29 protein-coding genes are annotated in these 26,789 nt (G+C 56.1%); 10 read left to right on the forward strand and 19 right to left on the reverse strand.

The window, feature by feature from the left end; all coding sequences use genetic code 11:
• Window position 1: 1 nt before the first annotated feature.
• The 11 genes from ACVV26_RS01235 to ACVV26_RS01285 form a co-directional block, all read right to left on the reverse strand.
• A complete protein-coding gene (locus ACVV26_RS01235; RefSeq protein ID WP_474799654.1) occupies window positions 2-1,708 on the reverse strand; it encodes a glycosyltransferase family 2 protein in 1,707 nt (568 codons plus the stop codon).
• Window positions 1,699-2,052 (reverse strand): ApeI family dehydratase, encoded by a 354-nt coding sequence (locus tag ACVV26_RS01240; RefSeq protein ID WP_312982024.1) that lies wholly within the window; start codon window positions 2,050-2,052, stop codon window positions 1,699-1,701. The genes ACVV26_RS01235 and ACVV26_RS01240 overlap by 10 nt, the downstream gene beginning before the upstream one ends.
• Window positions 2,039-3,397, reverse strand: coding sequence for a class I adenylate-forming enzyme family protein (locus ACVV26_RS01245; protein WP_474799655.1), 1,359 nt, complete (start codon window positions 3,395-3,397; stop codon window positions 2,039-2,041). The genes ACVV26_RS01240 and ACVV26_RS01245 overlap by 14 nt, the downstream gene beginning before the upstream one ends.
• Window positions 3,394-3,984, reverse strand: coding sequence for a COG4648 family protein (locus tag ACVV26_RS01250; protein WP_474799656.1), 591 nt, complete (start codon window positions 3,982-3,984; stop codon window positions 3,394-3,396). Before ACVV26_RS01250 ends, ACVV26_RS01245 begins: the two co-directional genes overlap by 4 nt.
• A 3-nt stretch (window positions 3,985-3,987) precedes the next feature.
• The gene (locus ACVV26_RS01255) at window positions 3,988-4,239 is read right to left on the reverse strand and encodes an acyl carrier protein (protein WP_474799657.1); all 252 of its coding nucleotides are present in this window, start codon (window positions 4,237-4,239) and stop codon (window positions 3,988-3,990) included.
• Window positions 4,240-4,252: 13 nt separating this feature from the next.
• Entirely contained in the window at window positions 4,253-4,510 is a 258-nt protein-coding gene (locus ACVV26_RS01260) for a phosphopantetheine-binding protein (protein ID WP_125292640.1), read from the reverse strand.
• On the reverse strand, window positions 4,491-5,309 hold the full coding sequence (locus tag ACVV26_RS01265) for a lysophospholipid acyltransferase family protein (RefSeq protein WP_474799659.1): 819 nt from the start codon (window positions 5,307-5,309) through the stop codon (window positions 4,491-4,493). Before ACVV26_RS01265 ends, ACVV26_RS01260 begins: the two co-directional genes overlap by 20 nt.
• Window positions 5,306-6,028 carry a beta-ketoacyl synthase chain length factor gene (locus ACVV26_RS01270; RefSeq protein WP_474799660.1) on the reverse strand — a complete coding sequence of 241 codons (723 nt, stop codon included), beginning with the start codon at window positions 6,026-6,028 and terminating at the stop codon, window positions 5,306-5,308. The genes ACVV26_RS01265 and ACVV26_RS01270 overlap by 4 nt, the downstream gene beginning before the upstream one ends.
• A 50-nt stretch (window positions 6,029-6,078) precedes the next feature.
• Window positions 6,079-7,149 (reverse strand): methyltransferase, encoded by a 1,071-nt coding sequence (locus ACVV26_RS01275; protein ID WP_474799662.1) that lies wholly within the window; start codon window positions 7,147-7,149, stop codon window positions 6,079-6,081.
• Between the two features lie 68 nt (window positions 7,150-7,217).
• Window positions 7,218-7,607: a lipoprotein gene (locus ACVV26_RS01280; RefSeq protein WP_474799663.1), complete on the reverse strand. Its 390-nt coding sequence runs from the start codon at window positions 7,605-7,607 to the stop codon at window positions 7,218-7,220.
• Between the two features lie 506 nt (window positions 7,608-8,113).
• Window positions 8,114-9,163, reverse strand: a complete 1,050-nt coding sequence (locus ACVV26_RS01285) for an AI-2E family transporter (RefSeq protein WP_474801683.1) — start codon at window positions 9,161-9,163, stop codon at window positions 8,114-8,116.
• 199 nt (window positions 9,164-9,362) lie between these two features.
• Here ACVV26_RS01285 and ACVV26_RS01290 point away from each other — a divergent pair, with 199 nt between their 5' ends.
• Window positions 9,363-10,571 carry an MFS transporter gene (locus ACVV26_RS01290; protein ID WP_474799665.1) on the forward strand — a complete coding sequence of 403 codons (1,209 nt, stop codon included), beginning with the start codon at window positions 9,363-9,365 and terminating at the stop codon, window positions 10,569-10,571.
• A 143-nt stretch (window positions 10,572-10,714) separates the two neighbouring features.
• Here the strand turns inward: ACVV26_RS01290 and ACVV26_RS01295 are convergent, their stop codons facing one another.
• The 4 genes from ACVV26_RS01295 to ACVV26_RS01310 form a co-directional block, all read right to left on the reverse strand.
• Window positions 10,715-11,194, reverse strand: a complete 480-nt coding sequence (locus tag ACVV26_RS01295) for an Hcp family type VI secretion system effector (protein WP_474799666.1) — start codon at window positions 11,192-11,194, stop codon at window positions 10,715-10,717.
• Between the two features lie 205 nt (window positions 11,195-11,399).
• Window positions 11,400-12,104: a hypothetical protein gene (locus tag ACVV26_RS01300; RefSeq protein ID WP_474799667.1), complete on the reverse strand. Its 705-nt coding sequence runs from the start codon at window positions 12,102-12,104 to the stop codon at window positions 11,400-11,402.
• A gap of 264 nt (window positions 12,105-12,368) precedes the next feature.
• Window positions 12,369-12,926 (reverse strand): DcrB family lipoprotein, encoded by a 558-nt coding sequence (locus ACVV26_RS01305; RefSeq protein ID WP_368777017.1) that lies wholly within the window; start codon window positions 12,924-12,926, stop codon window positions 12,369-12,371.
• A 71-nt stretch (window positions 12,927-12,997) separates the two neighbouring features.
• Window positions 12,998-13,663: a 7-cyano-7-deazaguanine/7-aminomethyl-7-deazaguanine transporter gene (locus tag ACVV26_RS01310; RefSeq protein WP_474799669.1), complete on the reverse strand. Its 666-nt coding sequence runs from the start codon at window positions 13,661-13,663 to the stop codon at window positions 12,998-13,000.
• 171 nt (window positions 13,664-13,834) lie between these two features.
• Here ACVV26_RS01310 and tusA point away from each other — a divergent pair, with 171 nt between their 5' ends.
• The 4 genes from tusA to ACVV26_RS01330 all read left to right on the forward strand — a co-directional run bounded on the left by tusA (window position 13,835) and on the right by ACVV26_RS01330 (window position 17,094).
• Window positions 13,835-14,080: a sulfurtransferase TusA gene (tusA, locus tag ACVV26_RS01315; protein WP_125292627.1), complete on the forward strand. Its 246-nt coding sequence runs from the start codon at window positions 13,835-13,837 to the stop codon at window positions 14,078-14,080.
• 187 nt (window positions 14,081-14,267) lie between these two features.
• Window positions 14,268-15,245, forward strand: a complete 978-nt coding sequence (locus ACVV26_RS01320; protein WP_312982004.1) for a TRAP transporter substrate-binding protein — start codon at window positions 14,268-14,270, stop codon at window positions 15,243-15,245.
• A gap of 42 nt (window positions 15,246-15,287) precedes the next feature.
• Window positions 15,288-15,797, forward strand: coding sequence for a TRAP transporter small permease (locus ACVV26_RS01325; RefSeq protein ID WP_474799670.1), 510 nt, complete (start codon window positions 15,288-15,290; stop codon window positions 15,795-15,797).
• Window positions 15,798-15,807: 10 nt separating this feature from the next.
• Complete coding sequence (locus tag ACVV26_RS01330) at window positions 15,808-17,094, forward strand: TRAP transporter large permease (protein WP_474799672.1); 1,287 nt, start codon at window positions 15,808-15,810, stop codon at window positions 17,092-17,094.
• A gap of 455 nt (window positions 17,095-17,549) precedes the next feature.
• Here ACVV26_RS01330 and zntA read toward each other — a convergent pair whose 3' ends face one another.
• Together zntA and ACVV26_RS01340 are read right to left on the reverse strand one after the other, a co-directional pair.
• Window positions 17,550-19,772 carry a Zn(II)/Cd(II)/Pb(II) translocating P-type ATPase ZntA gene (zntA, locus tag ACVV26_RS01335; protein WP_474799673.1) on the reverse strand — a complete coding sequence of 741 codons (2,223 nt, stop codon included), beginning with the start codon at window positions 19,770-19,772 and terminating at the stop codon, window positions 17,550-17,552.
• 95 nt (window positions 19,773-19,867) lie between these two features.
• A complete protein-coding gene (locus ACVV26_RS01340; protein WP_474799674.1) occupies window positions 19,868-20,494 on the reverse strand; it encodes a lysoplasmalogenase in 627 nt (208 codons plus the stop codon).
• Between the two features lie 141 nt (window positions 20,495-20,635).
• On the opposite strand from ACVV26_RS01340, the gene ACVV26_RS01345 reads away from it, so the two are divergent.
• On the forward strand, window positions 20,636-20,995 hold the full coding sequence (locus tag ACVV26_RS01345; RefSeq protein WP_474801685.1) for a DUF2500 domain-containing protein: 360 nt from the start codon (window positions 20,636-20,638) through the stop codon (window positions 20,993-20,995).
• A 17-nt stretch (window positions 20,996-21,012) separates the two neighbouring features.
• Here ACVV26_RS01345 and ACVV26_RS01350 read toward each other — a convergent pair whose 3' ends face one another.
• Together ACVV26_RS01350 and rsmD are read right to left on the reverse strand one after the other, a co-directional pair.
• Window positions 21,013-21,279 (reverse strand): DUF1145 family protein, encoded by a 267-nt coding sequence (locus ACVV26_RS01350; RefSeq protein ID WP_474799675.1) that lies wholly within the window; start codon window positions 21,277-21,279, stop codon window positions 21,013-21,015.
• Entirely contained in the window at window positions 21,269-21,865 is a 597-nt protein-coding gene (gene rsmD, locus ACVV26_RS01355) for a 16S rRNA (guanine(966)-N(2))-methyltransferase (RefSeq protein ID WP_474799677.1), read from the reverse strand. The genes ACVV26_RS01350 and rsmD overlap by 11 nt, the downstream gene beginning before the upstream one ends.
• Before the next feature lie 193 nt (window positions 21,866-22,058).
• On the opposite strand from rsmD, the gene ftsY reads away from it, so the two are divergent.
• From ftsY to rpoH, 4 genes are all read left to right on the forward strand, one after another.
• Window positions 22,059-23,495: a signal recognition particle-docking protein FtsY gene (gene ftsY, locus ACVV26_RS01360; RefSeq protein WP_474799678.1), complete on the forward strand. Its 1,437-nt coding sequence runs from the start codon at window positions 22,059-22,061 to the stop codon at window positions 23,493-23,495.
• A 2-nt stretch (window positions 23,496-23,497) separates the two neighbouring features.
• Window positions 23,498-24,166 (forward strand): cell division ATP-binding protein FtsE, encoded by a 669-nt coding sequence (gene ftsE / locus ACVV26_RS01365; protein WP_125292617.1) that lies wholly within the window; start codon window positions 23,498-23,500, stop codon window positions 24,164-24,166.
• Window positions 24,159-25,214 (forward strand): permease-like cell division protein FtsX, encoded by a 1,056-nt coding sequence (gene ftsX, locus ACVV26_RS01370; protein WP_312981993.1) that lies wholly within the window; start codon window positions 24,159-24,161, stop codon window positions 25,212-25,214. The genes ftsE and ftsX overlap by 8 nt, the downstream gene beginning before the upstream one ends.
• Window positions 25,215-25,468: 254 nt before the next feature.
• Window positions 25,469-26,326: an RNA polymerase sigma factor RpoH gene (gene rpoH, locus ACVV26_RS01375; RefSeq protein ID WP_125292615.1), complete on the forward strand. Its 858-nt coding sequence runs from the start codon at window positions 25,469-25,471 to the stop codon at window positions 26,324-26,326.
• The last annotated feature ends 463 nt before the right edge of the window (window positions 26,327-26,789 follow it).

Consider the following 26,789-nt stretch of genomic DNA (forward strand, 5'->3'; position numbering starts at 1 on the left):
GTTACTCCTTATCTTCATGGCGCGCCGCGTCGGGCAACTGCCAGAAATCGAAAAAATTAAACCAGTCGAGCGGCGAGCGCAGGGCGTAATGCTCAAGGCGCGCCGCATAGCGATCCACCGTCTCCTGCAACGCCTGCTGGCGGGTCGCGCGCGGTAGCGTCAGCGGGTCGGCAAACGGCTCGCAGTGCAGTACCAGACGGCCCTGTTCACGCAGCGCGAAAAGCAACACCACCGGGCAGCGCAGCGCCGAGGCCAGGATAAACGGCCCTTGTGGGAACGGTGCGGGGCGGCCCATAAAGCGGCTCCAGATCACCCGCCAGTCGCCGCCGCGCTGCGGATTGACCGCGATGCGGTCGCCGACAATCGCCACCCATTCACCGGCATCAAGTTTCTCTTTTAGCAGCATCGCGGTGTCCGGACCGATATGGCTGACCGGGATCAGGTTGACGCCCGCCTGGGGGGCCATCTCTTCCATAATCTGCTTAAAGCGCCGGGCGTTATCGGTAAACACCAGCGCATTGACGGTGCGCGCGCCGCTACGCTGGGCCAGCGCCCGGCAGGCTTCCACATCGCCAAGATGCGAGGCGAGGATCAGCTTGCCGTCCGGCCCGGTAATATCCAGCGCCGCTTCCGCGCCTGGGGCAAAAACGACCTGCTTGCCGAGTTGTAGTTCGCCGCGCCAGCTGGCGACTTTATCGAGCATCGCGCTGCCGAAGCGCAGAAAGTGGCGGTAGCTGCTCAGGCGCTGGTGGTCCTGGATCTGCTGCGCGGCCCGCTGTTGTGTCACCGTGTCGATCCACTGCTGCGAGGCGCGTCGCGCGTCATGGGCCAGCAACCAGTAAACGCCGACCACCGGGCGCAGCAGCAGCTCAAATGCGCCGCGTCCCAGCAAGCGCCAGACGGTCAGCATGATGCGCATTCCCAGCAGGCCCTTCACCTCTTCGGTGCGCGCCCAGTGCTGGCGGCGCTTGCGCATCAGCAGGCCCGGCGCGCGCGGCAGCATGCCGAAGAACAGCCGGGTGTGCATCCAGGAGATGCGCAGGTTGTCGCGCAGGGCGTCAAAATGCGACAGCCCGTCCTGCGGGTAGGTGACGCGGGTCGGGATGAAATAGCTCGGGTGGCCGCGCCAGTAGAGGCGCACCATTATTTCGGTATCAAAATCCATGCGCCTGCCGAGGGCGATATGCTGCGCCAGCGCCAGCGTCGGCGCGATCGGGTAGACGCGAAACCCGCACATGCTGTCTTTCAGGCTCAGGGACAGGGTTTCAATCCACACCCACACATGCGTGACCCAGCGGCCATACAGGCGCGAGCGGGGGATCGAGTCGTCATAAATCGGCTGGCCGGAAATCAGCGCCTCGGGGTGGCGTTCGGCCTCAGCCAGAAACTGCGGGATATCTTCGATGGCGTGCTGCCCGTCGGCGTCCACCTGAACCGCATGGCTGTATCCGGCATCGCGGGCCACTTCCAGCCCCCGGATCACCGCCGCGCCTTTACCGGCGTTTTGTGCCAGCCGCACCAGCATCAGCGCCGGGAAATCGGCCTGTAATTGCGTCAGCGCCTGCTGGGTGGCGGCATCGCTGCCATCGTCCACCACGATGCACGGCAAACCGAACGGCGCGAGGCGTGCCAGCACCTGCGGCATCATTGCGCCGTGGTTGTAGCAGGGGATCACCACACAGGGCGAGAACGCGTTGCTTACGGGCATAAGCGGATTTTCCCGCTGCTGGCAGGCAGACGTTGCTCACCGCACAAACGCTGATAGCTAAAAGAGAGCGTGTGGCGCTCCGGCTGCCAGTCGAGGGTTAAGCACAGCTCATTTTCCGGCAGCAGTGGGGCCTGAAATTTCACATTGACGATCTTGTGGAACCGGGCCTCGGGGGCCAGCAGTTCCCGGGCGTAATGCATCACCCAGTCGAGCTGCGCCACGCCCGGCAGCAGCGGCTGTACGGCGAAGTGGCCTTTAAACCAGAACAGCGCCGGGTCGAGGCGCAAGTGAAGCTCCCAGCGATGGGGAGAAAGCCGCGTGCGGGCAATTTCATGCGGGGTCATGGAAAAACTCCTGCAGTTGCGCATAGACGCGTTTATTCATGCTGTTCACCGGGATTGTGTCGATCACCCGCCAGTAGCGCGGGATCGCCACCGGCTCCAGCCAGGGGATCAGCGCTTTACGCCAGACCAGCTCAAGCTGTTTGCCTGCGGCGGCGTTAAGATGGGCGCGGGTGGCGTCATCTACCACCACCAGCACGCCGATGCCCTGGCGACCGTTGCGGGTGATGGGCAGAGCGGCGGCCTCAACGATGCCGTCCAGCGCCAGCAGCCGTTGTTCCACTTCGCACAGCGAAATGCGTTTTTCTTCGATTTTCACCACCCGGCCCCGCCGACCATGCAGGCGAAACAGGCCGTTGTCTTCAAAGGCCAGATTATCATCCAGCAGCAGTCCGGCGGGATCGGGGATCAGCGGGGAGAACGCCCGCCAGGCGTCGTTTTCCAGCTCAAAGCGCATCCCGGCAAAAGGCAGCCAGGGCGTATCATCTTCGGCGCGGTAGCGCCAGGCCAGAATGCCGGTTTCGGTGCTGCCGTAAATTTCATCCGGGGTCACGTTGGCCCAGGCCCGCGTTTGCACCACATCGCCCCAGGGCAGCATACCGCCTGCGGAGACAATCAGGGCAATCGGCGGTGGCGTCAGGGTGTGGTCGAGGCGCTTTAAAAATGCCGGGCTGCTGATAAAGCCATAGCGGTGCGTGGCGGGCAGCGCCGACAGTTGCTCCGCGTAATAAGTCATGGCGGCGTGTAGCGGTAAACCGAGGGACATCGGCAGGAAGATGCGGAACGTCAGGCCGTAAAGATGCTGCGGCACCACCGAGGCGACAATCCGGCAGCCCGCCAGCCGTTCAGCGAAGCGTTCCGCCAGCAGCGCGGCTTCGCGGTCAAGTGACGCGATAGGTTTGATTACCCGGCGCGGCGTGCCGGTCGATCCTGACGTGAAGATCTCCACGAAACTGTCGGGATCGATCGCCGGCAGGTCGATCGCCCCGGACGCGCGTTTCGCTGAGGCCACGACCACCATCGGGCCGTTCCAGCCGAGGGTGCGGTCGCTCAATACCCCGTGGAATAATTCCCGCTGTTCGTCCAGCAGCGACAGGCGGCTGTGGCCGGGGATCACCGGCGTTTTGCCCGCGTGCAGCGCGCCGAGCAGCGCCACGATAAACAGATAGCTGTCTTCAAAGCACAGCGCCCAGCGTGCGCCGGGCTGCGCCCGCAGATGGTGGGTGAGCGTTGCCACGTCGTGGCGCATCTGGCCCAGCGTCCAGGTGTGGTCGCCCAGCCAAGCGACGGGCATGTCGTCGGGGCGCTGCGTGCTCAGCCACTGCCCCAGAGGTAAGGTGCTTATCATGATACGTCCCGCTGGATCACGCGTTGGCGCACCAGCCATTCCCCCGCCATTAAAGCGCCCATCAGCAGATAGGCGATCATGCCGTTCCACAACGTCCAGAGATCGGTGTCGCCGTACCAGCAGGTAAAGGCCGCAACACCGCCATTAATAATAAAAAAGCCGCACCAGACCTGGGTGACGCGCCGGGTGTAGCGCACGCCCGCAGGCGGCAGGTCCGGTTCTTTGAGGCGGGCGATACGCTCCACCAGCGGCATGTTGCTCCACAGCGACGTGCCGAACATGCCCAGCAGCAGCGTATTCACCACCACTGGATACCACAGCAGCAGGTGATGGCTGCGCAATACCAGGCTCGCCACGCACAGCACGACGCCGGTCAGGGCGACGCCTTTGGCGATCAGCCGCAGCGGGCCGCCGCGCAACCGCGCCTGGCGCAGGCGGATCAACAGCAGCAGCACCATCACCGGCAGCAGCCAGGCGAGGGCGTGATGCGTGATGCCGAACCAGATAATGAACGGCCAGGCGACCATCACCAGGGCGATGGCCGGCTGCGTCAGACGCCGCGCGACCGTGAGGGCAGCGTGCAGCATCGGTTACTCGTCGTTCAGCAGACGCTCAACCGCGTCCACCACGTCCTGAACGGTACGCACCGATTTGAACGTTTCCGGTTTGATTTTCTTGCCGGTTTTCTTTTGCAGATGCACCACCATGTCCACGGCGTCGATGCTGTCGAGTTCCAGATCCTCGTACAGGCGCGCCTCAGGGGAGATATCCTCGGCAGGGATTTCGAAAAGCTGGGTCAGAAGTGTAGACACTTCCTGGTAAATCGCGTGTTTATCAACCATATCGTGCTCGTCTTCAGGCGCGTTGAGAATCAATGAAAGCAGCCAGCGTGGCGACGGAATAGAAATGCTGGCGCATCTCTTCGCTTTCGGCGGAAAGCACCACGCCATACTGGGTTTTCACGGCCAGCCCTAATTCCAGCGCGTCGATGGAATCGAGACCCAGACCGTCGCCAAACAGCGGCGCGTCGGCGTCGATATCGTCGGCGGACAGTTCGTCGAGGTTCAGGGTGGTGATAATCAGATTTTTGATTTCAGAGTAGAGCGCTTGCATCGTTGTTTCCTGGGCCAGGCGTCAGGCCTGGTGTTAATTGGTGCAAAAGGTGTCGATTAAGTTTGCGAGCCGCCAACGCGGGCTCCTGATCCAACATCGGATCGTAAAATTGTTGGGTATGAATACGCTCGCGCACCACCACCTCGAACAGCGGTTTGCGGGGCGGAACGTCATACCAGCGGCTGTGCTTGTCCAGCAGGTTTTCGCTGCAAAGGATGTGCACCACCCGTAAGTCGCTGTGGCAACGCACCGCGATATTGGCCGCGCCGCGCTGGAGCGTCAGCGGCTGGCCGGGCACGGTACGGGTGCCTTCCGGGAAAATCAGCACGGTTTCGCCGCGGCCAAGCCGTTCGCGGCAGGCGGGCAGCAGCGCATCCGCCTGGTCGTTAATCAGATAATCCGCCGCCCGCACCACGCCGCCGAGAAACGGGTTTTTCAGCAGGGCGTTCTTCACCAGACAGTCGGTTTCCGGCATCACCGAGGCGATCAGCACGTAATCGATCAGCGTCGGGTGATTAGCCACCACCAGGCAACCGCGCTCATTATCCAGCACGGATTTGCCTTCGATGCGGTAGTCCAGCACGCCGACCGCCCGCGCCGCGCGCAGGAAAAACCGGAAGCTGGCTGCGATGCTGCGGCGCGCCAGACGGCGGCGCTTTTCCGGGTTACGCTGCACCAGCAACAACAGGTTGAACCACACCACGGAGAGCAGCAGCCCGCCAAGACCGAACAGCGCGAAGCAAACGCCGGTCATCACCAGACGCCACAGCCAGTTCACCTGCGCCAGGATGCGATTCATGATTTGCTCCACCGCCAGTCGGCACGCTCGCCATCCACGCTGAACGCCGCGTCGTCTTTCAGCCAGCCGCGCAGGAACTGTAATCCCTGCGGCAGCGGCGCTTCACGGTGCAGGGTGTGGGCGTGGGTTTCGCAATGTAAATCCGTGCCCGCTTCCAGCACCAGCGCCAGCGACCATGCCCAGGTGGGCATGTTGGCGGGCAGGTGAGGGTGATAAAACGCGGGCAGCAGGCCGTCGAAGTCCACCATCAGCACCCGTTGATAGCCCGCCTGGAACAGCGTCAGCGCTTCAATCAGCCCTTGCTGGAACGTATCCTGGCCAGCGGAAAGTGATGACGACGGCAGCGGCTGCTTCGCGGTGATGGTCAGGTTGCCCACCGACGAGTTATGCACTGACATAGCGAAATCGGTGGGCGAGAGGGGCTGCGCGGCGGCGATGGCGTCCAGAATGCGAAGATTGCGCTCCAGCTCGCCGTGACGGCTGGTAAACAGCACCGCATCCGGCGCGTGGCGGCGCAACATCGCCAGGCCGCTGTCCACCGCCAGGCGGCTGCCTGAGTTAAGACGGCGGCTGGTCATCATCGGCAATTCGCTGGGTTTGGCATACGGGGACGCCGGATCGATTTCCCGATCCTGTTGCGACCATGCGCGCCAGTCTGCGGCATCGCTGAGCCCCGGTGCTCTGGCTTGCCAGTCAATGATGTTAAGTGAAAATTTCATCTACACGCTTTCCGCGCTTTTTGTTTCTGATTAAGCAGCTACGCCGCCCGTTACGCTTTTTTGCGGCACACCAACAGCGTATGCCCAACGCCCAGATCGTCGAGCCGTTGTTCAATCTCAAACCCTGCCTGCTCCACCAGTTTGATAAAGGTGGCGACGCTATAAAAACGACTGTTGCCATTCGCCATCGTGGTGAAATAGAGCGATGACGCGTTCAGGCTGAATGCAGCGGCTTCAAATTTTTGCGCATCCCAGAAAAGCTCCATGATGCACACGCGGGCACCGGGTTTCATGACTTTGGCGATGTTCCCCAGCAGGGCAACGATCTGTTCGGCGGAGAAGCAGTCGAGGAACTGGCTCATCCACCAGACGTCGGCCTCGTCAGGTAATGGCGCATCGCTGAGCATATCCACTGGATGAAAATCAATGCGATCGCTCAGGCCATTGGCCGCGATATTTTCCTGCGCCAGCGCGATTTGCTGCGGCAAATCCAGAATAGTGACATTCACCGCCGGGTTATAACGGCAGCAGCGAATCGCCCATTTGCCGGTATTTCCGCCCACGTCGTACAACTTTTTCGGTGCCAGCTCAAAGACATGCGGCAAAGCCGCGTTAAAAGCCGCGTCAGAATAATAGTGATCGAAGGCGAACCAACTGCTGCGCGCCGGTTCAGGTAATTGCGACAGGGCTGGATAGATTGTCGGCCAGTCGCCAAAAACTTTTAGCCCTTCCGGTTTACCGCTGCGCAGCGCATCCTGGAGAAAAAACAGCCCTTGATAACAAACATCACGGGTGAAATCCATATTCACGCGGGTCATCGGGTCGTGAAGTAAGAAATGTCCGACCTTAGCGATGAGATAATGCTCATTTTGTTGGGTGATAATACGGCCGCTTAACCCCATATCCAGCAGTACGCTAACCGCATATTTATCGAGAGTACAATTTTCTTCGATATTTTCTAATGTGGCTCCCGCTTTTCCCTGTTTATCCAGAAAACCGAGGATGCCGCTGTCGCGTAATATCACCGCCGTTTGAAATAACATCGGCGCAAAGGCGATGCGTTGCGCTTCGGTAATAGCGTCCAGCGCGGAGAGTGTATCCCGATCGTAGTGATGACGCACGGTGCGTTCCTTAACCAGAGGTAAACAAAAAAACCGGCCGGAAAGGGCCGGTTGTTAATTCATTGAAATTACAGGTTGGCACCAGCGGACAGATTGATCTGAATATCCTGGTTCAGGTTGTTGACCCAACGGTTGTAATTCTTGTGAATTTTACCGTCGGCGGCTTTCAGGTTCAGGCTGTTGTCATAAATAATGGAGTAACTATTAGCAGAGTAAGGAATACGTACTTCAGCGACATGGTCGCGCGCCTGCAGGCGGCCTTTGATCAAACCCGCGCCCGCGTCGGTCATCACCCACTTGCGCTGAACGCCCGCTTTCAGGATCGCGGTGCGTACCTGTTCAGCGGTGTGTTTGCCCGCCACGGTGGCGTTGACCTGTTGAACCGGCGCGGTGTTTGCACACCCAGCCAGCGCGCCAGCGAAAGCAATAGCGGTTAAAAGCTTAACGATTTTCTTCATACGATCTCCATAGACGTTTCATCAATACAACCCAATTACCCAACGCGTTGAAGCGCATCGGGCAAAAATGATTTGCTGGCTCACAAAGACCAGTCGGTGAAACTGTGTAATGGACAACGAAAACAGATGGGTTAGCTTTTATAGGTCATTAAAAATAATGATTTCTTCATCCGTGTTGGTTTTCGCTGTTCCTTCTGCTAATTCATTTCGATTAACCTGAAGAGGTGTGATGGTAAATTAACAAAAAACATGACGCAATATTTTGTCTGGCATAAGGACATTCTTAAGTGAAATAACCACCGTTTGGTTAAGGGCAAGCGATAATACTCATAAAAATTCAGAGTTTAACGCCGTAAAACCCGAACGCTACCCATAAAGAAGTATCGTTTTACAGAACAAAATTGCGGTTGATTTAAGTTAGAGTAATTTTTTATCCCATAAAAATATAACGCGCCAGGTTTATTTCCTGGCGCGTTATTGTTCAGCTACCAACACAGGTAGGTAACTTATCCGGGTAGCCGACTTTTGGGTCTGCCTGGCCCCAGCAGTACCGCGACTTTACTGCCGCCGACCGTGGTTTCCATCCAGATTTTGCACACGCTGGTGAGCGGCACCGACAGCAGCATTCCCACAGGCCCCAGCAGCCATCCCCAGAACAGTAACGACAGGAACACCACCAGCGTCGACATGCCCAGCCGGTGGCCCATCATGCGTGGTTCCACCATATTGCCCAGCACCATATGCACCACCAGGAACAGCGAACCCACCAGCATAAATTCGTAGAAGCCATTAAACAGCAGCGCCTGGATCATCGGCGGAATAGCGGAAATCACCGAACCGATATTCGGTATGTAGTTGAGCAAAAAGCCCAGCACCCCCCACATCAGGGCAAACTGGATACCCATTAATTCCAGCCCCAACCAGATAATGACCCCGGTCCACAGGCTGATTAACGTCTTCAATGCCAGATAATGGCTCACCCCTTTTAACGCGCGGTGCAGACCAGCAATATGGATTTGCGGATTAGACAGGGCGAAACGCAGTTTGTACGGCACATGGCGTACCTCAAACAGCATAAACACGACCGTCATCACCAGCAGCACAATGCTGGCCATCGCCCCGGAAAGCTGGGTCATCAGCGCGGTAGCGAAGGTCATCACCTTTTCCGAATCCATGCGTTTTAACATCCGCTCCGGTGAGATATGCAGATTCAGAAACGGAAAAAACTCCTGCAAACTAAGCAGTTTACGCGTGAGTTCTTTATTGTATTTAGGCAACAGCGCGATAAATTCGTTGAGCGAGGCCGCCAGCACGCCGAACAGCAGCGTCAGGCCAATCAGCATCACCACCACCACAATGGTGATCGACATGGTGCGATTAAAACCCCGGCGCAAAAACCAGGTGACTAACGGGTTAAGAACGATAGCGAAAAAAAGCGCCAGTAGCATAGGCACTAAGATATCGGCGGCGGCGTGAATACCCGCGAGAATGATCACCAGCGCCGCCAGTTTTTGCAGCATGTGTAAACCGACTTTATCGGTTGGGGGAGTCGTTATTTTTGGATTCATTTTTACCATCTGCGTGGGAAGTCCTTGATTCGCCCAACGCAGGGGATCTGCAATTAACAGGGCGACGGATAAAGTGTAGTGCGTGACGTATAAGGTGATGGAGTAGATCGCTCCGAAAGTGGTGGGTGTGAAGCGTTACGCTATCAGGGTTATACTGAACCCTCGTTTTATAATTCCGGTGATTGTCATGCCCGAAGCCGCTGAACCGGCAATAAGTGGATTGCGTTTAAATCTGCGCATCGTTTCTGTCGCTATTTTCAATTTTGCCAGCTATCTCACCATCGGCCTGCCGTTGGCCGTCCTGCCAGGCTATGTCCATGATGTGATGGGCTTCAGCGCCTTCTGGGCCGGGCTGGTGATCAGCCTCCAGTATTTAGCCACGTTGTTAAGCCGTCCTTACGCCGGGCGCTATGCCGACCTGTTCGGGCCGAAGAAAATTGTTATTTTTGGGCTTTGCGGCTGTTTTCTTAGCGGGCTGGGTTATTTTCTTGCCGGGCTGAATACCGAGGCCGCGCTGTTAAGCCTGATCCTGCTGTGCGCCGGGCGGCTTATTTTGGGTATTGGGCAAAGTTTCGCCGGGACCGGATCGACGCTGTGGGGCGTGGGCGTCGTGGGTTCGCTGCATATTGGCCGGGTGATTTCCTGGAACGGGATTGTCACTTATGGCGCGATGGCGATTGGCGCACCGCTTGGGGTGTGGATTTTCCATTCTGGCGGCATGAAGCTGCTGGCCGGGGTGATTATGGCCATCGCGCTGGTGGCTATTCTGTGCGCCTTGCCGCGCAAACCCGTTATCGCCAGCAAAGGCAAGCCGCTGCCGTTCCGGGCCGTGCTGGGCAAGGTCTGGCTGTACGGCATGGCGCTGGCGCTGGGTTCGGCGGGTTTCGGCGTTATCGCGACTTTTATCACGCTGTTTTACGACGCGAAGGGCTGGGATGATGCCGCGTTTGCCTTAACGCTGTTCAGCGCCGCCTTTGTCGGCACGCGTCTGCTGTTCCCCAACGGTATCAACCGCTTTGGCGGATTAAACGTGGCGCTGGTCTGCTTTGCCGTTGAGATTGTCGGCCTGCTGCTGGTGGGCATGGCGTTTAGCCCGTGGATGGCGAAACTGGGCACCTTCTTAACCGGCGCGGGTTTTTCGCTGGTGTTCCCGGCGCTGGGCGTGGTGGCGGTAAAAGCCGTGCCGGCACAAAACCAGGGCAGCGCGCTGGCGACCTATACGGTGTTTATGGATATGTCGCTGGGCATCACCGGCCCGCTGGCAGGCTTGCTGATGGCCTGGGCGGGGGTGTCGAGTATTTATCTGGCGACGGCGGGGCTGGTAGCGCTGGCGGCAGGGTTGACGTTTACGCTGCGGGCGTCATCCCGCCATTCAAGCGCTGGCGCGAACCTTTAGGGTCACTGGCATTCATTCTCTTGCCAGCAGTTCTACAACCTATGCCTGCTGGCACTGCGAATAGTTGCCTGCGTTCCAGATATAAAGGGGTGGCATAACGTAGCTCAGGGCAGAACGTGGCCCTGAGTGCTTGTTATGGCGCTTTAATACGATGCCCACTCATTCCAGGCGTCGCTGTAAATGACGTTTCCATCGCAATGCTTCCAGGTGATTTTCTCGTAGCGCATAAGAACCGTCTCAAGGTGTGTGCCAGTGCCTGCACCTGGATACAGGTCTGGTGTGATAGAGGTTATTTTCACGCCCTCCAGGAGGATATTAAAATACTCCTGCTCTAAACCAGCCTCATTTATTTGGTACATCTTTATGATGGCGGATTTTAGTGTTCTGCCTGTACTCAGCGCGCGAAATAAAAGCGGGGTTACACGGTCAAACTCCTTCTGAAACATAACAGGCATATGTATGCGAGTACCCGTCAATTTTCCGGTATTTCCATCGACGGGAATGTTGACATTGTGAGTGAACGACTTTAATTCAATGGTACCTTCACGCCCGATCACAAGGGAGGGGCCAATCATGGGGGAACCGTTTTCATCGGTTAGAAGTAAATAAGCTGGGTTTGACATAAAATTTCCTTTTTATAGAATTTAATCATATTTATCAAAGCGGTTGAAAATTATCGGATGAACAATAATAAATACGACGATTGCAATGAATGTTAATAACACCCAATGGTCAGGCACCAGCCACAGGAATAAAGAGGCGCACGCAAAAATATAAACGGGGAATAAAATATCCGTAAATAGGATTGATAGCAGGCTCTTAAACATGTCACTTGCCCTTTAAGTCGTCATAAATTGCATCGAAATCCTGATAGAATCCCATTTGTACTTTATTTATCAGATCCGACAGGAACGGCTCAACAAAGTAGTAAAGCATCTCCAGCTGTGCGCCATACAGGATAGAGTAATACTTCGGATCTAATGTTTTCAGATGACGGGCAGCAAGGGCGCACTTCTGGTCCGAGCCAATCAATTGAAGCGCCATGACAACGGTAGGTACGCGTCGTGCAAGCCGTTCGACGACAACGTCTGAGAGTAGACCCGATGCTGAAAGAGATTTAGCCAGCGCCAATGCTATCGCTAAACGTGCAGTCTTGCTTGCCGGGATGTTTTTAACTAGCCCAGTTACTTTGGAATCCGTTTTGAGAACGCGATTTTGTTCATTTCTATTTTCAGAATCGTTTAAAATACTGACAAAATAAAGATAGAGCATTTGTGCTATTACATCACGATACCGGTAAATAGACACTATTGAGAGATACATTCTCTTTTCTTCTGAAAGAAGTTCATCGCACACATCGTGATAGCCGGGGAATAAGCACGATGAATACCAGCTTACGCGCTCCATTCCTGAGTAAATATCAGAACCGATCCCTTTTAACGCCTTCCACGTTCCAGCAACGCCTTGCTGTCCATAAGTAGCCAGTTGCCGGTCGCTCTGGAACTTCATCTTTAAATAATCAGATGCCTGCATAACGTATCTATATGAGGAATGATGTTATACGAATATACGTTGAAAATTTAGGTTTGGGAAATTTTGTCCAACCAGTATTGCAGGATGTAATAACTGAAGTGTCTAAGGGGAAGGGAAAATTAATCGAGGAGCACAAAAGAGACAGTAATTGTGGCCTGGTCTGGATTAAACTGTTGATTTAAATCTTGCTGCGCCCATCACTTCATCAAATAAAAAAGCCTGCCGGTTTTCACCGGCAGGCTTTTTCCACGAAAGCGAATCGCCTTACTTCACTTCCAGGGTATTAATAATGTTTTCAGCGGTTGCCTGTGCCTGCTGCTGGTTATCCGCTGGCAGGGTGATTTGCAGGGTCAGCAGTTTGTTATCCACTTTACCCAGCACCACAGACGAGTACGCGGTCTGGCCTTTGGCGGAAATAATGCTGTCCAGCTGCTGTAAGGTATGGCCTTTAACTTCAATGGATTTATTGGTCACAACCTGCAACTGTGGGTCGCGGCTGCGTTGCTGATCTTCAAGGCGTTTTGCCAGCACATCCAACCCTTCGGTAGTGTCGTCGCCGACAATCACAATCACCGCTTTCTGCCCGGTAGCGTCAGAATAAACGTGCATATTGTTGGCCTGCGTGCCCAGCTTCCCGCTCTGATCCGTCATATCCGCCGGCAGCGAAAAACTCAGTTTGCCGTCCAGCAGAGTGACCTGCTGAGCTGCCGCATTGCTTTCGGCTGCGGCGCCTTCCGTCGGCTTGCTGCTGTCATTGTTGTCGCAGGCCGCCAGCCCCATCACCAGCAGGCCAATCCCGACATATTTAACCAGATTGCGCATTGAATTCTTCCTTTACGATAACGGTCAAGTGACCTTGCTCCGCATCTTATCACAAGAATTCCTGGCGACCGTCAACCCGGCTGGAACCGCGCGAAATCAGATTTATCTGCCAGTTTTTTCAACAGCATATTCAGCAGTACGCCGTACATCGGCAGGAAGAACACGATGCTGATAAGCACTTTGAAGCAGTAATCCACCAGCGCGATTTCAACCCAGTGCTCCGCCATAAAGGCGTCCGGGCTACGCCAGAAGGCGATAAAGAAGAACGCGAGGGTGTCGCTGACGTTGCCGAAAAGGGTCGATGCGGTCGGGGCCAGCCACCAGCGGCGGTTTTGGCGCAGGCGGTTAAACACATGCACATCAAGAATTTGCCCCAGCGCGTAGGCCATAAAACTCGCCGTTGCGATACGCGCCACGAACAGATTGAAGTGGGCTAATGCCTCGAATCCCTGCCAGCTTCCCATATAAAACAGCGAGGAGATGCCGTAGGAAATCGCCAGCGCCGGGATCATCACCGCAAAGATGATGCGACGCGCTAACGGCGCGCCAAAAATCCGCACGGTCAGGTCGGTAGCCAGGAAGATAAAGGGAAAACTGAACGCGCCCCAGGTGGTGTGAAAACCGAAAATGGTGATCGGTAGCTGCACCAGGTAGTTACTGGACGTAATGACCAGCAAATGAAACAGCGATAGCCAGATAAGCGCATTGCGGCGCTGGCGTGATGTAAACGTCGTCATATTGTGACCTTTTTGTCGGATGGGGTGAGGGAACCCAGAATCAAAACCGCCGCATCATACTGCTTCAGCTTATCTTTGCAATGGTTAATTTTAACGCAATCGTTAACCTGGCTTGCACCGGCTAAATCCCGGGGTAAACTAGTGCCGTTTTTACCTTTCCCCGAGATAACCATGACCGACCTTTTTAACCATCCCGATCATACCCTGGATGCCCAGGGGCTGCGTTGCCCTGAACCGGTGATGATGGTGCGCAAAACCGTGCGCGGCATGCAAACAGGCGAAACGCTACTGGTCATCGCTGATGACCCGGCCACCACGCGCGATATCCCAGGATTTTGCCGTTTTATGGAGCACGATCTGATCGCTTCGCAAACGGAAGCTCTGCCGTACCGCTATTTACTTCGTAAAAAACACTAATTTTTTGAGCGCAGAGGCATAAAACTCTGCGCTGAACCCCTGGTGCATTCTCTTTAAACCCCTGTTTCATATTTTGCTACTTTTGTGAAGTGCTTCACCACGTCTTTTAACATCTTCGGCTAGTTTATAAGCGGAAAATCAAAACAACGTTTTACCTCTTACATACGTACCTTCTGGAGCTGACCCGATGAAAAAGACTCTGATACCGGTTTTGGCCGGCCTGTGCCTCTCCACCGCGTTATTCGCACCAACCGTACTGGCGCAGACCATAAAAGCCGCCGACGTCCATCCGCAGGGTTATCCCAACGTGGTGGCCGTGCAAAACATGGGTGAAAAGCTCAAACAACAAACCAACGGCGATCTTGAGATCAAAGTGTTCCCTGGCGGCGTACTGGGCGATGAAAAGCAAATGATTGAGCAGGCGCAAATGGGCGCTATCGATATTATTCGCGTCTCAATGGCCCCGGTTGCCGCCATCCTGCCGGATATCGAAGTGTTTACCCTGCCGTATGTCTTCCGCGATGAAGACCATATGCACAAAGTGATCGACGGCGATATCGGCAAACAAATCGGTGAGAAACTGACCAATAACCCGAAATCGAAACTGGTCTTCCTGGGCTGGATGGATTCCGGCACGCGTAACCTGATCACCGTGAAACCGGTGGTGAAGCCGGAAGACCTGAAAGGGATGAAAATCCGCGTTCAGGGTAGCCCGGTGGCGCTGGCCACGTTGAAAGATATGGGTGCTAACTCCGTCGCGATGGGCGTGAGTGAAGTGTATAGCGGCATGCAAACCGGCGTTATTGACGGCGCGGAAAACAATCCGCCGACCTTTATCGCCCACAACTACATGCCGGTCGCCAAGAACTATACCCTGAGCGGCCACTTCATCACCCCGGAAATGCTGCTCTATTCCAAAGTGAAATGGGACAAGCTCAACGCCGATCAGCAGCAAAAAATCCTGACCCTGGCCCGCGAAGCCCAGATGGAACAGCGCAAACTCTGGGACGCCTATAACGCCCAGGCGCTGGAGAAAATGAAAGCGGGCGGCGTGCAATTCCACGACATCGACAAAGCTGTTTTCGTTAAAGCCACAGAGCCGGTGCGCGCCCAGTTTGGCGACAAGCATCAGGATCTGATGAAAGCGATAGCAGACGTACAGTGATCTCAGGCGCCGGCTAGCCCGGCGCATATTCCCGGAGTATTTATGACCTCTTTATATATAAAGTGGATGGATCGCCTGTATCTGCTCGCCATGTTTGTGGCCGGGTTTTCGCTGCTGCTGATGACGGTTGTCATCCCGATTGGCATCTTTTCCCGCTACGTGTTGAACCGTGGTGAATCCTGGCCGGAGCCCATCGCAATTATTTGCATGGTGACGTTCAGCTTTGTGGGGGCTGCGGTGAGCTATCGCGCTAACTCGCATATTGCGGTCAACATGTTGACTGACCGTATTCCACCGGCGATGCAGCGCCTGTGCGCCAAACTGGTGGACCTGTTAATGCTAACTATCTCCGGGATTATGTTCTGGTACAGCGCGTTGCTGTGCATTGAACTCTGGGAACAGCCGGTGGCGGAATTCCCCATTTTGACCTCCGGGGAAAGCTACCTGCCACTGCCGATAGGCTCGGCGATCATTATTCTTTTTGTTATTGAGCGGCTGTTGTTCGGTTCCCAGGAGAATCGTCCGGTAGTGCTTATCGGCAATCACGGTTAACGGGGGCTTCATGGACGCGTTCGTTTTACTTTTTACGTTGGGCGTATTGTTGGCGGTCGGCATGCCGGTGGCCTTTGCGGTAGGTCTGAGCGCCGTGGTTGGGGCGCTGTATATCGATCTGCCGCTGGAAGCAATCATGATTCAAATCACCAGCGGCGTGAATAAATTCAGCCTGCTGGCGATCCCGTTTTTTATTCTGGCTGGGGCAATCATGGCGGAAGGCGGTATCGCACGCCGCCTGGTGAACTTTGCCTATATCTTCGTGGGTTTTATTCGCGGCGGGTTGTCGCTGGTGAATATCGTCGCCTCGACCTTTTTCGGCGCGATTTCCGGCTCGTCGGTGGCGGATACCGCTTCCATCGGTAGCGTGATGATCCCGGAAATGGAGAAAAAGGGTTATCCGCGCGAATACGCGGCAGCGGTGACCGCCAGCGGCTCGGTACAGGCGATTCTGATCCCGCCCAGCCATAACTCGGTGATTTACTCGCTGGCGGCGGGCGGTACGGTGTCGATCGCGTCGTTGTTTATCGCGGGGGTTCTGCCAGGCCTGTTGTTGGGTGTCAGCCTGATGGTGCTGTGCATGGGCTTCGCCCACCGACGCGGCTACCCGAAAGGCGAGCGCATTCCGTTCAAACAGGCGCTGAAGATTTTCTTCGACGCGCTCTGGGGCCTGATGACCGTGGTGATCATCATGGGCGGTATTCTCACTGGGGTATTCACGGCAACGGAATCCGCGGCGGTAGCCTGCTTATGGTCGTTCTTCGTGACCATGTTTATCTACCGCGATTACAAGTGGAACGAGCTGCCGAAGCTGATGTTCCGCACCGTGAAAACGGTGACTATCGTGATGATCCTTATCGGTTTCGCCGCGGCATTTGGCGCGGTGATGACCTATATGCAACTGCCGATGCGCATCACCGAGTTCTTCACCTCGCTGTCAGATAACAAGTACGTCATCCTGATGTACCTGAACATCATGCTGCTGCTGGTGGGCACCCTGATGGACATGGCGCCGCTGATCCTGATCCTGACGCCGGTGCTGCTGCCGGTGACCAATATGCTGGGGATCGACCCGGTGCATTTCGGGATGATCATGATGGTGAACCTGGGAATTGGCTTGATCACTCCGCCGGTAGGCTCGGTGCTGTTCGTGGCCAGCGCCGTCAGTAAGCGCAAAATTGAGGACGTGGTGCGCGCAATGCTGCCGTTCTACGCCACGCTGTTGGTGGTGCTTGCGCTGGTGACTTACGTTCCGGCGATATCGCTGTGGTTGCCCGGAATATTAGGGATGATGTAATTCGTTAATCGGAGCCCGGTCGCTGTTGCCGGGCTTTTTTGTCTCCAGGCAAAAAAGCCGCAGGTTGTTACACCTGCGGCCCGTTCGGGCGCATGTTGCCATCACAGCAGCGGTGACGCCCAAATTAGCTTAGAAGCTGAGGAAATAACGAATCAGCGCGACCACAATCGGCCCGATGATCGATGTTAAGACCGCAAGCCAAAAGGCTTGTTTAAACGTCATATAACCGCCTACGTTGCAATGACAACCGTTCGCGGCTATTCTTGGTTTGCTGATCAAGAGATAGCCCTCGTTATGTTGCCAGGTTTAATTACCAAACAACGTGCGAGGGTTTTTTCTTTCCTGCAACTCACGCCGCCGGGGAAGAAGCCCCCGCAACGCTGCACCTCACCAGTAAAACTGGCTGAAAATATCCTACGGAAAGACGCCTGTAGAAACCATGGGTTATTATCTGCTTATTTCCTGCCCAGCAGCCTTAACGCATTGGCGGTTACCAGCACCGTTGCGCCAGTATCGGCCAGCACCGCCAGCCACAGGCCGGTGATGCCAAGCAGCGTTGTGACCAGGAACAGCCCCTTTAACCCCAGCGCGATAGCGATATTTTGCCGGATGTTGGCGTGGGTGGCGCGGGCGAGATCAATCATGCCCGCCAGTTCCTTGAGGCGGTTATGGGTGAGAGCCGCGTCGGCGGTTTCCAGCGCCACGTCGGTGCCGCTGCCCATGGCGATGCCAATAGTCGCCGCTTTCATCGCCGGAGCATCATTAATCCCGTCGCCGACCATCGCCAGCGGTGCGTGGTGATTCATCCGGTTCACTTCCGCCACTTTATCGGCAGGCAGCAGGCCCGCGCGGAATTCCAGCCCCAGCTCGCCGGCAATGGCAGCAGCGGCGCATGGGTTATCGCCGGTGAGGATCACGCCCTGTACGCCCAAATCATGCAATCGTTGCACGGCTTCCCGGGCATCAGGCCGCAGCGTGTCGCGCAGCGCCAGCGTACCCAGCAACTGATTGTTGCGTACCAGCGCCACCACCGTCTGGCCCTGCGCTTCCTGTTGCTCAATGGCGACCTGCGCCGCCTCGTTCAGAACGGTGGCGGGGAGTTTATCCGGCGCGCTGAGCAGGTAAGCTTCACCTTCAACCGTTGCCTCAATGCCGATACCCGCCAACGTGCGTTGATTTGTTGTTACGGGCAGGGCAATGCCCTGATTTTTAGCCCGTTCGATAATCGCTAACGCCAGCGGATGCGTCGAGCCTTGCTCAATCGCCGCCGCCAGGCGTAACAGCGTGTTTTCATCCAGGCCCGATGCCGGAGAAATCGCGGTGACCTGGGGTTTACCCAGCGTCAGGGTGCCAGTTTTATCAAACGCCACCTGACGGATCTGGCCGAGCTGTTCCAGCGCTGCGCCACCTTTAATCAGCGCCCCGCGCCGCGCGGCAGCAGCCAGGCCGGAGGTAATGGCCGCAGGCGTGGAGATCACCAGCGCGCACGGGCAGCCAATCAGCAATAGGGTCAGCCCCTTGTAGATCCACGGCAGCCACTGCGCGCCGGTTAACAGCGGGGGAAGCACGGCCACCAGCAGCGCAAACAGCATGATGGCGGGCGTGTAGATCCGGCTGAAGCGGTCGATAAAGCGTTCAATGGGGGCGCGGCGCTCTTCGGCTTCTTCGATAAGCCGTAAAATCCGGTCAATGGCGCTGTCGCCGGGTTCGGAGATCACTTCCAGCGTTACCAACCGGTCGACGCTGGTAGCTCCGGCGGCCACGCTGTCGCCCTGGCTGCGCTCCACGGGCAATGATTCGCCGGTAAGCGCGCTTTCATCAAAACTGGCGAACGGCGAAAGCAGCTTGCCATCCGCAGGCAACCTGCCGCCTGCCGATACTTCAATCACATCGCCAGGGCGCAAATCCCCCAGCGCCACCGCTTCGCGCTGGTCGCCGTTGAGGCGCGTGGCGGTTTCCGGCTTCAGCGCCATCAGCGCGCTGACACCTTGTCGTGCGCGGTTTGCCGCCCAGCCTTCTAACCGCTCACCGATTAAAAACAACAGTAACACCATCGCGGCTTCGGCGGTCGCGCCGATAAACAGCGCGCCGATGGCGGCCACGCTCATTAAGGTTTCGATGGCGAACGGGTTACCGCTGCGCATCAGCCGTAGTGCCTGGCGGGCGATGGGCCACAGGCCCACCAGCGTAGTGGCGATAAACGCAATGTTACCCAGCGGCGGATAAAACTGCGCTACGCCCCAGCTCAGCGCCATCAGTACGATCAGGGCAATAAGCGGCAGGTTGTCGCGCCAGGCGAAGGGGCTGCCCGCTGCGGGCGCAGGGGCGGCACTATCGGTGAGGGTGTAGCCCGCCTGACGGATCGCCTGTTCAACCTGCTCGCGTACATCATTGGCGGCATTCACCAGCAATTTTTCGGTGGCGAAGACCACCTGGGCCTGGCTGACGCCGGGGATCTGGCGCGCCGCGTTTTCTACTTTGCGGGCGCAGGCGGCGCAGTCCATGCCCTGTACGTGCCAACTATAGCGCTGAGTCGCGTCATCAGGTGGCGTTAAGGGTTGTGGCGCGGGCTGGCTGCACTGCCCGTCGGCGCAGCACGGCGTCTGCGCATCAAGCGGTTTGAATTTAACCGAACCAAATTGAGGGGTGGGTTTGCCATCTGGCGTAGGGGTCGTCATGGCTGCCTCCGGTAACGATAATTTTCTCATTACCGGAAGGGTACACTCTGGAGTGCACTCCAGAGTCAAGCCATTGATCAACTTTCCTGCAAAATTTACAGATACAGCGAACGCACAATCAGGAAGTGCCCGGCAAAATAGCAGGCTGAGGCAATGGCGTTATCCGCCGTAAAGCGTTTGCGGTAGTGGCTGCCCAACCAGACTATGTTGCTAAACAACAGCAGCGCCGCGCCGACAAATGCCGACAGACTGGTATCGGTTGGGCGGAAGAACCACAGTTCGCCGGCAAGCCAGACCATCACCAGCGTCATGCCGATAAAGGTGCAGATGGGCCAGCGCAGCTCTTCAAGGCGCGTCCAGATCACGGTAATCAGCGCCACGCCAATAATCGCCAGTACCAGCGGCAGCGGCCAGAAGAACGACAGCGTCATCTGGCTGGCGAAATAGATCGTGTACAGCAAATGAGACAGGAAAAACGCGCCAATAGCGTAGAGCAGGCGTTCGCGGGACAGTAGCGTCAGCGCATCGCCGACCAGCGTCGCCAGCAGACCGGCGACCACCAGATAGCCCAGCGCTTCAAACATTGGGGCCTGCCAGGCCAGCAGCAGCAACAGCAGCAGCGTGACAGGTTTAAATACCCAGCGTTGCCAGGCCGGGCCGCGATAAGAGGCGTCCACGTACAGCCAGGCGGAAAAACAGACAGCAATAAACGACCAAAGCATGATAAGTCCCTGATTCAGTTATTGTAACGCGCACCCATTGTGCGCGGCTCTGTCTTTCAGTCTAGTGTCCTGGCGTGGCAGATGACAATGCTTATCCGCCCGGAGTATTCTAAAAAGCACCGCAACAATGTGAATGCTTTTATGAGTAAAATGCCGTTTTTCCTGATAGTTATCATCGCGATAATCGTCATTGCCGCCTCCTTTCGCTTTGTGCAGCAGCGCCGGGAGAATGCCAGTAACGATGCCACGCCGCAGCTGCAAAAACAGGTAGAGATTACCAACAAGCGGGAGAAACCGGCCAACGACCGCCGCTCGCGCCAGCGTGAAGTCATCCCTGCGGGCGAGACGATGCGTTATGAGGCCAGCTTTAAGCCATTACAGGGCGGGCTGGAAATGACCTTCCGGCTGGAAGCGGTGGATTACCATCGGCTAACGGTGGGGGAGAAGGGCGTACTGGTGTATCAGGGGACGCGATTTGTGCGTTTCGAGGCGCAGCCGTAACCACGCCCACGCCTGCGTCACTTTAATTTTTGCTTTTTCTGCCACGCCAGCAGTTCGAACACGCCGAACAAAAAGATGCGGATCTGTTCCGGTTTGCCCATCGGCGGCGCGTTTTTTGGCTGGGTGGCTTTCAGCATCGCCAGCTGCAAACCGTGCATCAGCACCATAAATATCAGCGCCACGTTGACGAAGATGTTCAGCGGGCGCGGAAAGGGTTGGATCAGGTTGAGGATCAAAAAACCCCACACGCACAGCATCAATAGCCGTCCCAGATTAATCAGCATCTTCCGCTCCTTGCGTTTCGCGTAAATAAAGGCGATAGGCCACCTGGCCCGCCACTTTTTCCCGGTGTAATTGCCAGTTTGCCGGCACTGGCGGCATACCGTTCTCCACTTCGCTTTCGACGTAGATTAACGCGCCGTTTGCCAGCCAGCCGTTTTTCTCCAGCAGGTTCAACGTCTCATCAAGCAGGCCTTTGCGAAACGGCGGATCGATAAACACGATGTCGTGCGGCGTACCGGTTTGATTAAGGTAGTTCAGGGTGTTGGTGTTAACCACCTTGCCGTTGGCGGCTTTCAGCGTCGCGAGGTTTTTCTGCAACTGTTGCGCGACGGCGCGTTCCATCTCCAACAAGGTGGCGCTGGCGGCGTAGCGGGACAGCGACTCCAGCCCTAACGCGCCGCTACCGGCGAAACAGTCAAGACAGCGTGCATCCACTATGTAAGGCGCCAGCCAGTTGAACAGCGTTTCGCGCACCCGGTCAGTCGTTGGGCGCAGCCCGGGGCTGTCGGTGACCGGCAGTTTTCGGCCTCGCCATTGGCCGCCGATAATACGAATCTGGCCGCTGCCAGAGGAGGTGGGTTTCTTCATGCTGTTCACTGGGCTTAATAATTTGGCCTGCTATTCTAGCGGCGCAGGCCGCCAGGCGAAACCTGAATCCGTCGGCGTGATGCGCTGACGGGAAAGTGATAGAATAACGTATTCATTCGTAAAAAATTTAGCGCCCGCGATGTGATTGCGCGGAGATGCTGCCAGGATTCAACCGCGAGGGGTGTAGTCGCCAATGGCAAAAGATAAAAAACGGGGCTTTTTTTCCTGGCTGGGTTTCGGCCAAAAAGAGCAGGAACCAGAAGTTGAACAACAGCAGGTAACGGAACAAGAGGTTGAGCAGCCTGTTGCAGAGGTTGAAACGCCCGCCCCGCATACGCTGGAAGAATCGCAGGCCTTTGCGGAAGACGTCGTTGAAATCACCGAGCAGCATGCGGCGCAAGCGGAAGAGCCGCAGCCGGTTGCTGATGAAATCATTGAGGTGATTGAGCAACAAGCGCCTGAAGCCGTCGAGCCCGAGCCGCAGGACATCACCGTTATCGAACATGAAACCCTGCCGCTGCCGGAAGAGGTGCAGGCGCAGGCGATCGAGCCGGAAGAGTGGCAGGCGGAACAAGAGCCGTTAGCCGAGCCGGAAATCAGCGACGAAGAACTGGAAACCCAGGCGTTAGCGGCGAGCCAGCAGGCAGAGGAACGGGTTGATGAGTTCCAGCAGGCCGACGTGGTGGTTCCGGTTCAGGAAAAACCGACCAAAGAAGGGTTCTTTGCGCGTCTTAAGCGCAGCCTGATTAAAACCAAAGAAAATCTTGGTTCCGGATTTATCAGTCTATTCCGCGGCAAGAAAATCGATGATGATCTGTTTGAGGAACTGGAAGAACAACTGCTGATTGCCGACGTGGGGGTGGAAACCACCCGCAAAATCATCACTCATCTCACCGAAGGGGCCAGCCGCAAGCAACTGCGTGACGCAGAAGCGCTGTACGGTTTGCTGAAGGAAGAGATGGGTGAGATCCTGGCGAAAGTGGATGAGCCGCTGAACGTTGAAGGCAAAACGCCATTTGTTATTCTGATGGTTGGCGTCAACGGCGTGGGTAAAACCACCACTATCGGCAAACTGGCGCGTCAGTTCGAGCAGCAGGGGAAATCAGTGATGCTGGCGGCGGGAGATACTTTCCGCGCGGCGGCGGTAGAGCAGCTCCAGGTCTGGGGCCAGCGCAACAACATTCCGGTGGTGGCGCAGCATACCGGCGCGGACTCCGCATCGGTGATTTTCGACGCCATCCAGGCGGCGAAAGCGCGTCATGTCGATGTATTGATTGCCGATACCGCCGGGCGTTTGCAGAACAAATCGCACCTGATGGAAGAATTGAAGAAAATCGTCCGGGTGATGAAAAAGCTCGACGAAGACGCTCCGCATGAGATTATGCTGACCATCGACGCCAGCACCGGGCAGAATGCCATTAGCCAGGCCAAACTGTTCCATGAGGCGGTGGGCCTGACGGGCATTACGCTGACGAAGCTGGATGGTACGGCCAAAGGCGGGGTGATTTTCTCTGTTGCGGACCAGTTCGGTATTCCAATTCGCTACATTGGCGTTGGCGAACAAATTTCTGATTTGCGCCCGTTTAATGCGGGTGACTTTATAGAGGCACTTTTTGCCCGAGAGGATTAACAATGATTCGCTTTGAACAGGTCAGCAAAGCCTATCTTGGTGGGAGACAGGCTCTGCAGGGGGTGACGTTTCACCTGCAACCTGGCGAGATGGCATTCCTTACCGGCCACTCCGGCGCCGGTAAGAGTACGCTGCTTAAGCTTATCTGCGGCATTGAACGCCCCAGCGCGGGGCAAATTTATTTTGCCGGGCATGAGATCAGCCGCCTGAAAAATCGGGAAGTCCCGTTCTTGCGCCGTCAGATAGGCATGATCTTCCAGGATCACCACCTGCTGATGGACAGAACGGTATTCGATAACGTGGCGATCCCGCTGATCATCGCCGGGGCCAGCAGCGAGGATATCCGCCGCCGCGTCAGCGCTGCGCTGGATAAAGTCGGCCTGCTGGATAAAGCCAAAAGCTTTCCGATCCAGCTTTCCGGTGGTGAACAACAGCGCGTGGGTATCGCCCGTGCGGTGGTGAACAAACCCGCGGTCCTGCTGGCGGATGAACCGACCGGTAACCTGGATGAAGCGCTGTCGGAAGGCATTTTGCGCCTGTTCGAAGAGTTTAACCGCGTGGGCGTTACGGTACTGATGGCTACGCATGATATGGGGCTGATTTCCAGCCGCCATTATCCGATGTTGACCCTGAGCGAAGGGCATTTGCATGGAGGCCGCCCCGGTGAATAAACGTGATGCGCTGAATGAAATGAAGCGCTTTGGCAACAAGCTCAGCGGTTTTACCCGGCAGAAGATGGGCGGCGACAGCAACCGTCAGCCGCCCAAACGCGCTAAAGGCCAGCCCACCAAAGCGAAATCCCGCAAGGGCGGCGTTAACGAACAGTTCCGCTACGCCTGGAACGGGGCGCTTCAGGATCTGAAAAGCAAACCGTTTGCTACCTTTTTAACCATTATGGTTATCGCCATTTCTCTGACGCTGCCGAGCGTCTGTTATATGGTTTATAAAAACGTCAACCAGGCGGCGACCCAGTATTATCCTTCCCCGCAGATCACCGTTTATCTTGATAAGGCGCTGGACGACGATGCGGCTCAACAGGTGGTCGGGCAGTTACAGGCCGAGCAGGGCGTTGAGAAGGTGAATTACCTGTCGCGGGAAGAGGCGTTAGGCGAGTTCCGCAACTGGTCGGGCTTTGGCGGCGCGCTGGATATGCTGGAAGAGAACCCGCTGCCCGCCGTGGCGGTGATCGTTCCGAAGCTCGATTTCCAGGGCACTGAATCGCTGAATACGCTGCGCGACCGGGTTGCGCGCGTGCAGGGCGTAGATGAAGTGCGCATGGACGACAGTTGGTTTGCCCGTCTCGCAGCCTTAACCGGGCTGGTGGGGCGTGTGGCGGCGATGATCGGGGTACTGATGGTCGCTGCGGTGTTCCTGGTGATCGGCAACAGCGTGCGGCTGAGTATTTTCGCCCGTCGCGACACCATCAACGTGCAAAAGCTGATTGGCGCGACCGACGGATTCATCCTGCGTCCGTTCCTGTATGGCGGCGCATTGCTCGGTTTTAGCGGTGCATTTTTGTCACTGATTCTTTCAGAAATTTTGGTGATGCGTCTGTCTTCCGCCGTAACCGACGTGGCGCGCGTGTTCGGGACTTCTTTTGATCTCAACGGCTTATCCTTCGATGAGTGTCTGCTGCTCCTGCTGGTGTGCTCGATGATCGGCTGGCTGGCAGCCTGGCTTGCCACTGTGCAACATTTACGTCACTTTACCCCCGATTAAAAAAAGTTTGGTATACTTCTCCCCTGCTACGAGTTCCCGTCCGCAGGGGAGCAGTATCACGATCCCTGCCGCGCTTTTTCATAGCGTTGTCACACTCTGTGTGTAAACTATTCACAAACCGACATGGAACTTGTGGATAAAATCACTGTCTGAAGAAAGAGTGGATGATATTCTCGTTGCTCATAAGAACTGGCCCGGTTGTTGCCTGATGGGGACAACGCACCGCCAGTCTGATAATGATTGAGAGGATTTGAATGACCAAAGAAATGCAAACTTTAGCGCTCGCTCCGGTAGGCAACCTGGAATCGTATATCCGGGCCGCCAACGCCTGGCCGATGTTATCGGCTGAGGAAGAACGGACACTTGCTGAAAAGCTGCATTACCAGGGCGATCTGGAAGCAGCGAAAAAGCTGATCCTGTCTCACCTGCGGTTTGTTGTTCATATCGCTCGTAACTACGCGGGCTATGGCCTGCCGCAGGCGGATCTGATTCAGGAAGGTAATATCGGCCTCATGAAAGCCGTGCGTCGCTTCAACCCTGAAGTCGGCGTGCGTCTGGTGTCCTTCGCGGTTCACTGGATCAAAGCGGAAATTCACGAATACGTGCTGCGTAACTGGCGTATCGTGAAAGTGGCAACCACCAAAGCGCAGCGTAAGCTGTTCTTTAACCTGCGTAAAACCAAGCAGCGTCTGGGCTGGTTTAACCAGGATGAAGTGGAAATGGTGGCTCGCGAGCTGGGCGTTACCAGCAAAGACGTACGTGAAATGGAGTCGCGTATGGCGGCCCAGGACATGACGTTTGACATGTCGCCGGACGACGATGCGCCGGACGGACAGCCGATGGCCCCGGTTCTCTACCTACAGGATAAATCCTCGAACTTTGCCGACGGCATTGAGGATGATAACTGGGAAGAGCACGCGGCGGACAAACTGTCTGATGCGATGCAGGGGCTGGACGAACGCAGCCAGCACATTATTCGTGCCCGTTGGCTGGATGAAGACAGCAAAACCACATTGCAGGAACTGGCCGACCGTTATGGCGTCTCCGCTGAACGTGTGCGCCAGCTTGAAAAGAATGCAATGAAGAAACTGCGCGCCGCTATCGAAGCCTGATAAGTCCTGGCGAGAAAAAATACCCCGTGAGAAATCATGGGGTATTTTTGTTTTAACCAATGGTTAATGTCTGAATAAAAGTTAGTCTGGATTGACTCTCGACATAGAAGTTTCGTTATTTATGGCTTAGGTTTGTCTGAATAAATATTATTTATTTCTGCGAGATTGAATTTACTTATTTTTATGTACCGGCAAAGTAGGATGCTTGGGTTTTGTCGGTGGATTTACATGATGCCTTCTATCGTCTTGTCCATCATCCCGTTTTGGTTTAGGGCCGGGTTTAATTAAACTCATAAATAATCCTTAATTAGAAATTAGGCTGGCCGCCAATGATCCGGGTTTCCTTTATTGGTATTTCTTACCCTTGCGATAAGCGGGTTAAAGCCTCGTGACTTAGCTGATTGGATCGCGCTTTCTTGCGTGGCGTGCTCCTTATCATCAACGCTTCTTCCGTGAGAATATT

This window comes from Atlantibacter sp. MEI4A-1023 (assembly GCF_056155425.1).

Excerpts from the sequence above, each read along its gene's own strand:
- ftsY (WP_474799678.1), top strand. The coding sequence starts at position 22,059 with ATGGCAAAAGATAAAAAACGGGGCTTTTTTTCCTGGCTGGGTTTCGGC.
- ACVV26_RS01250 (WP_474799656.1), bottom strand. The coding sequence starts at position 3,984 with ATGCTGCACGCTGCCCTCACGGTCGCGCGGCGTCTGACGCAGCCGGCC.
- rsmD (WP_474799677.1), bottom strand. The coding sequence starts at position 21,865 with ATGAAGAAACCCACCTCCTCTGGCAGCGGCCAGATTCGTATTATCGGC.
- ACVV26_RS01330 (WP_474799672.1), top strand. The coding sequence starts at position 15,808 with ATGGACGCGTTCGTTTTACTTTTTACGTTGGGCGTATTGTTGGCGGTC.
- ACVV26_RS01300 (WP_474799667.1), bottom strand. The coding sequence starts at position 12,104 with ATGCAGGCATCTGATTATTTAAAGATGAAGTTCCAGAGCGACCGGCAA.
- ftsE (WP_125292617.1), top strand. The coding sequence starts at position 23,498 with ATGATTCGCTTTGAACAGGTCAGCAAAGCCTATCTTGGTGGGAGACAG.
- zntA (WP_474799673.1), bottom strand. The coding sequence starts at position 19,772 with ATGACGACCCCTACGCCAGATGGCAAACCCACCCCTCAATTTGGTTCG.
- ACVV26_RS01240 (WP_312982024.1), bottom strand. The coding sequence starts at position 2,052 with ATGACCCCGCATGAAATTGCCCGCACGCGGCTTTCTCCCCATCGCTGG.
- ACVV26_RS01295 (WP_474799666.1), bottom strand. The coding sequence starts at position 11,194 with ATGTCAAACCCAGCTTATTTACTTCTAACCGATGAAAACGGTTCCCCC.
- ACVV26_RS01345 (WP_474801685.1), top strand. The coding sequence starts at position 20,636 with ATGAGTAAAATGCCGTTTTTCCTGATAGTTATCATCGCGATAATCGTC.
- ACVV26_RS01265 (WP_474799659.1), bottom strand. The coding sequence starts at position 5,309 with ATGAATCGCATCCTGGCGCAGGTGAACTGGCTGTGGCGTCTGGTGATG.
- ACVV26_RS01290 (WP_474799665.1), top strand. The coding sequence starts at position 9,363 with ATGCCCGAAGCCGCTGAACCGGCAATAAGTGGATTGCGTTTAAATCTG.
- ACVV26_RS01320 (WP_312982004.1), top strand. The coding sequence starts at position 14,268 with ATGAAAAAGACTCTGATACCGGTTTTGGCCGGCCTGTGCCTCTCCACC.
- ACVV26_RS01305 (WP_368777017.1), bottom strand. The coding sequence starts at position 12,926 with ATGCGCAATCTGGTTAAATATGTCGGGATTGGCCTGCTGGTGATGGGG.
- ACVV26_RS01340 (WP_474799674.1), bottom strand. The coding sequence starts at position 20,494 with ATGCTTTGGTCGTTTATTGCTGTCTGTTTTTCCGCCTGGCTGTACGTG.
- ACVV26_RS01310 (WP_474799669.1), bottom strand. The coding sequence starts at position 13,663 with ATGACGACGTTTACATCACGCCAGCGCCGCAATGCGCTTATCTGGCTA.
- ACVV26_RS01350 (WP_474799675.1), bottom strand. The coding sequence starts at position 21,279 with ATGCTGATTAATCTGGGACGGCTATTGATGCTGTGCGTGTGGGGTTTT.
- ACVV26_RS01270 (WP_474799660.1), bottom strand. The coding sequence starts at position 6,028 with ATGAAATTTTCACTTAACATCATTGACTGGCAAGCCAGAGCACCGGGG.
- ACVV26_RS01245 (WP_474799655.1), bottom strand. The coding sequence starts at position 3,397 with ATGATAAGCACCTTACCTCTGGGGCAGTGGCTGAGCACGCAGCGCCCC.
- ACVV26_RS01280 (WP_474799663.1), bottom strand. The coding sequence starts at position 7,607 with ATGAAGAAAATCGTTAAGCTTTTAACCGCTATTGCTTTCGCTGGCGCG.
- tusA (WP_125292627.1), top strand. The coding sequence starts at position 13,835 with ATGACCGACCTTTTTAACCATCCCGATCATACCCTGGATGCCCAGGGG.
- ACVV26_RS01325 (WP_474799670.1), top strand. The coding sequence starts at position 15,288 with ATGACCTCTTTATATATAAAGTGGATGGATCGCCTGTATCTGCTCGCC.
- ACVV26_RS01255 (WP_474799657.1), bottom strand. The coding sequence starts at position 4,239 with ATGGTTGATAAACACGCGATTTACCAGGAAGTGTCTACACTTCTGACC.
- ACVV26_RS01235 (WP_474799654.1), bottom strand. The coding sequence starts at position 1,708 with ATGCCCGTAAGCAACGCGTTCTCGCCCTGTGTGGTGATCCCCTGCTAC.
- ACVV26_RS01260 (WP_125292640.1), bottom strand. The coding sequence starts at position 4,510 with ATGCAAGCGCTCTACTCTGAAATCAAAAATCTGATTATCACCACCCTG.
- rpoH (WP_125292615.1), top strand. The coding sequence starts at position 25,469 with ATGACCAAAGAAATGCAAACTTTAGCGCTCGCTCCGGTAGGCAACCTG.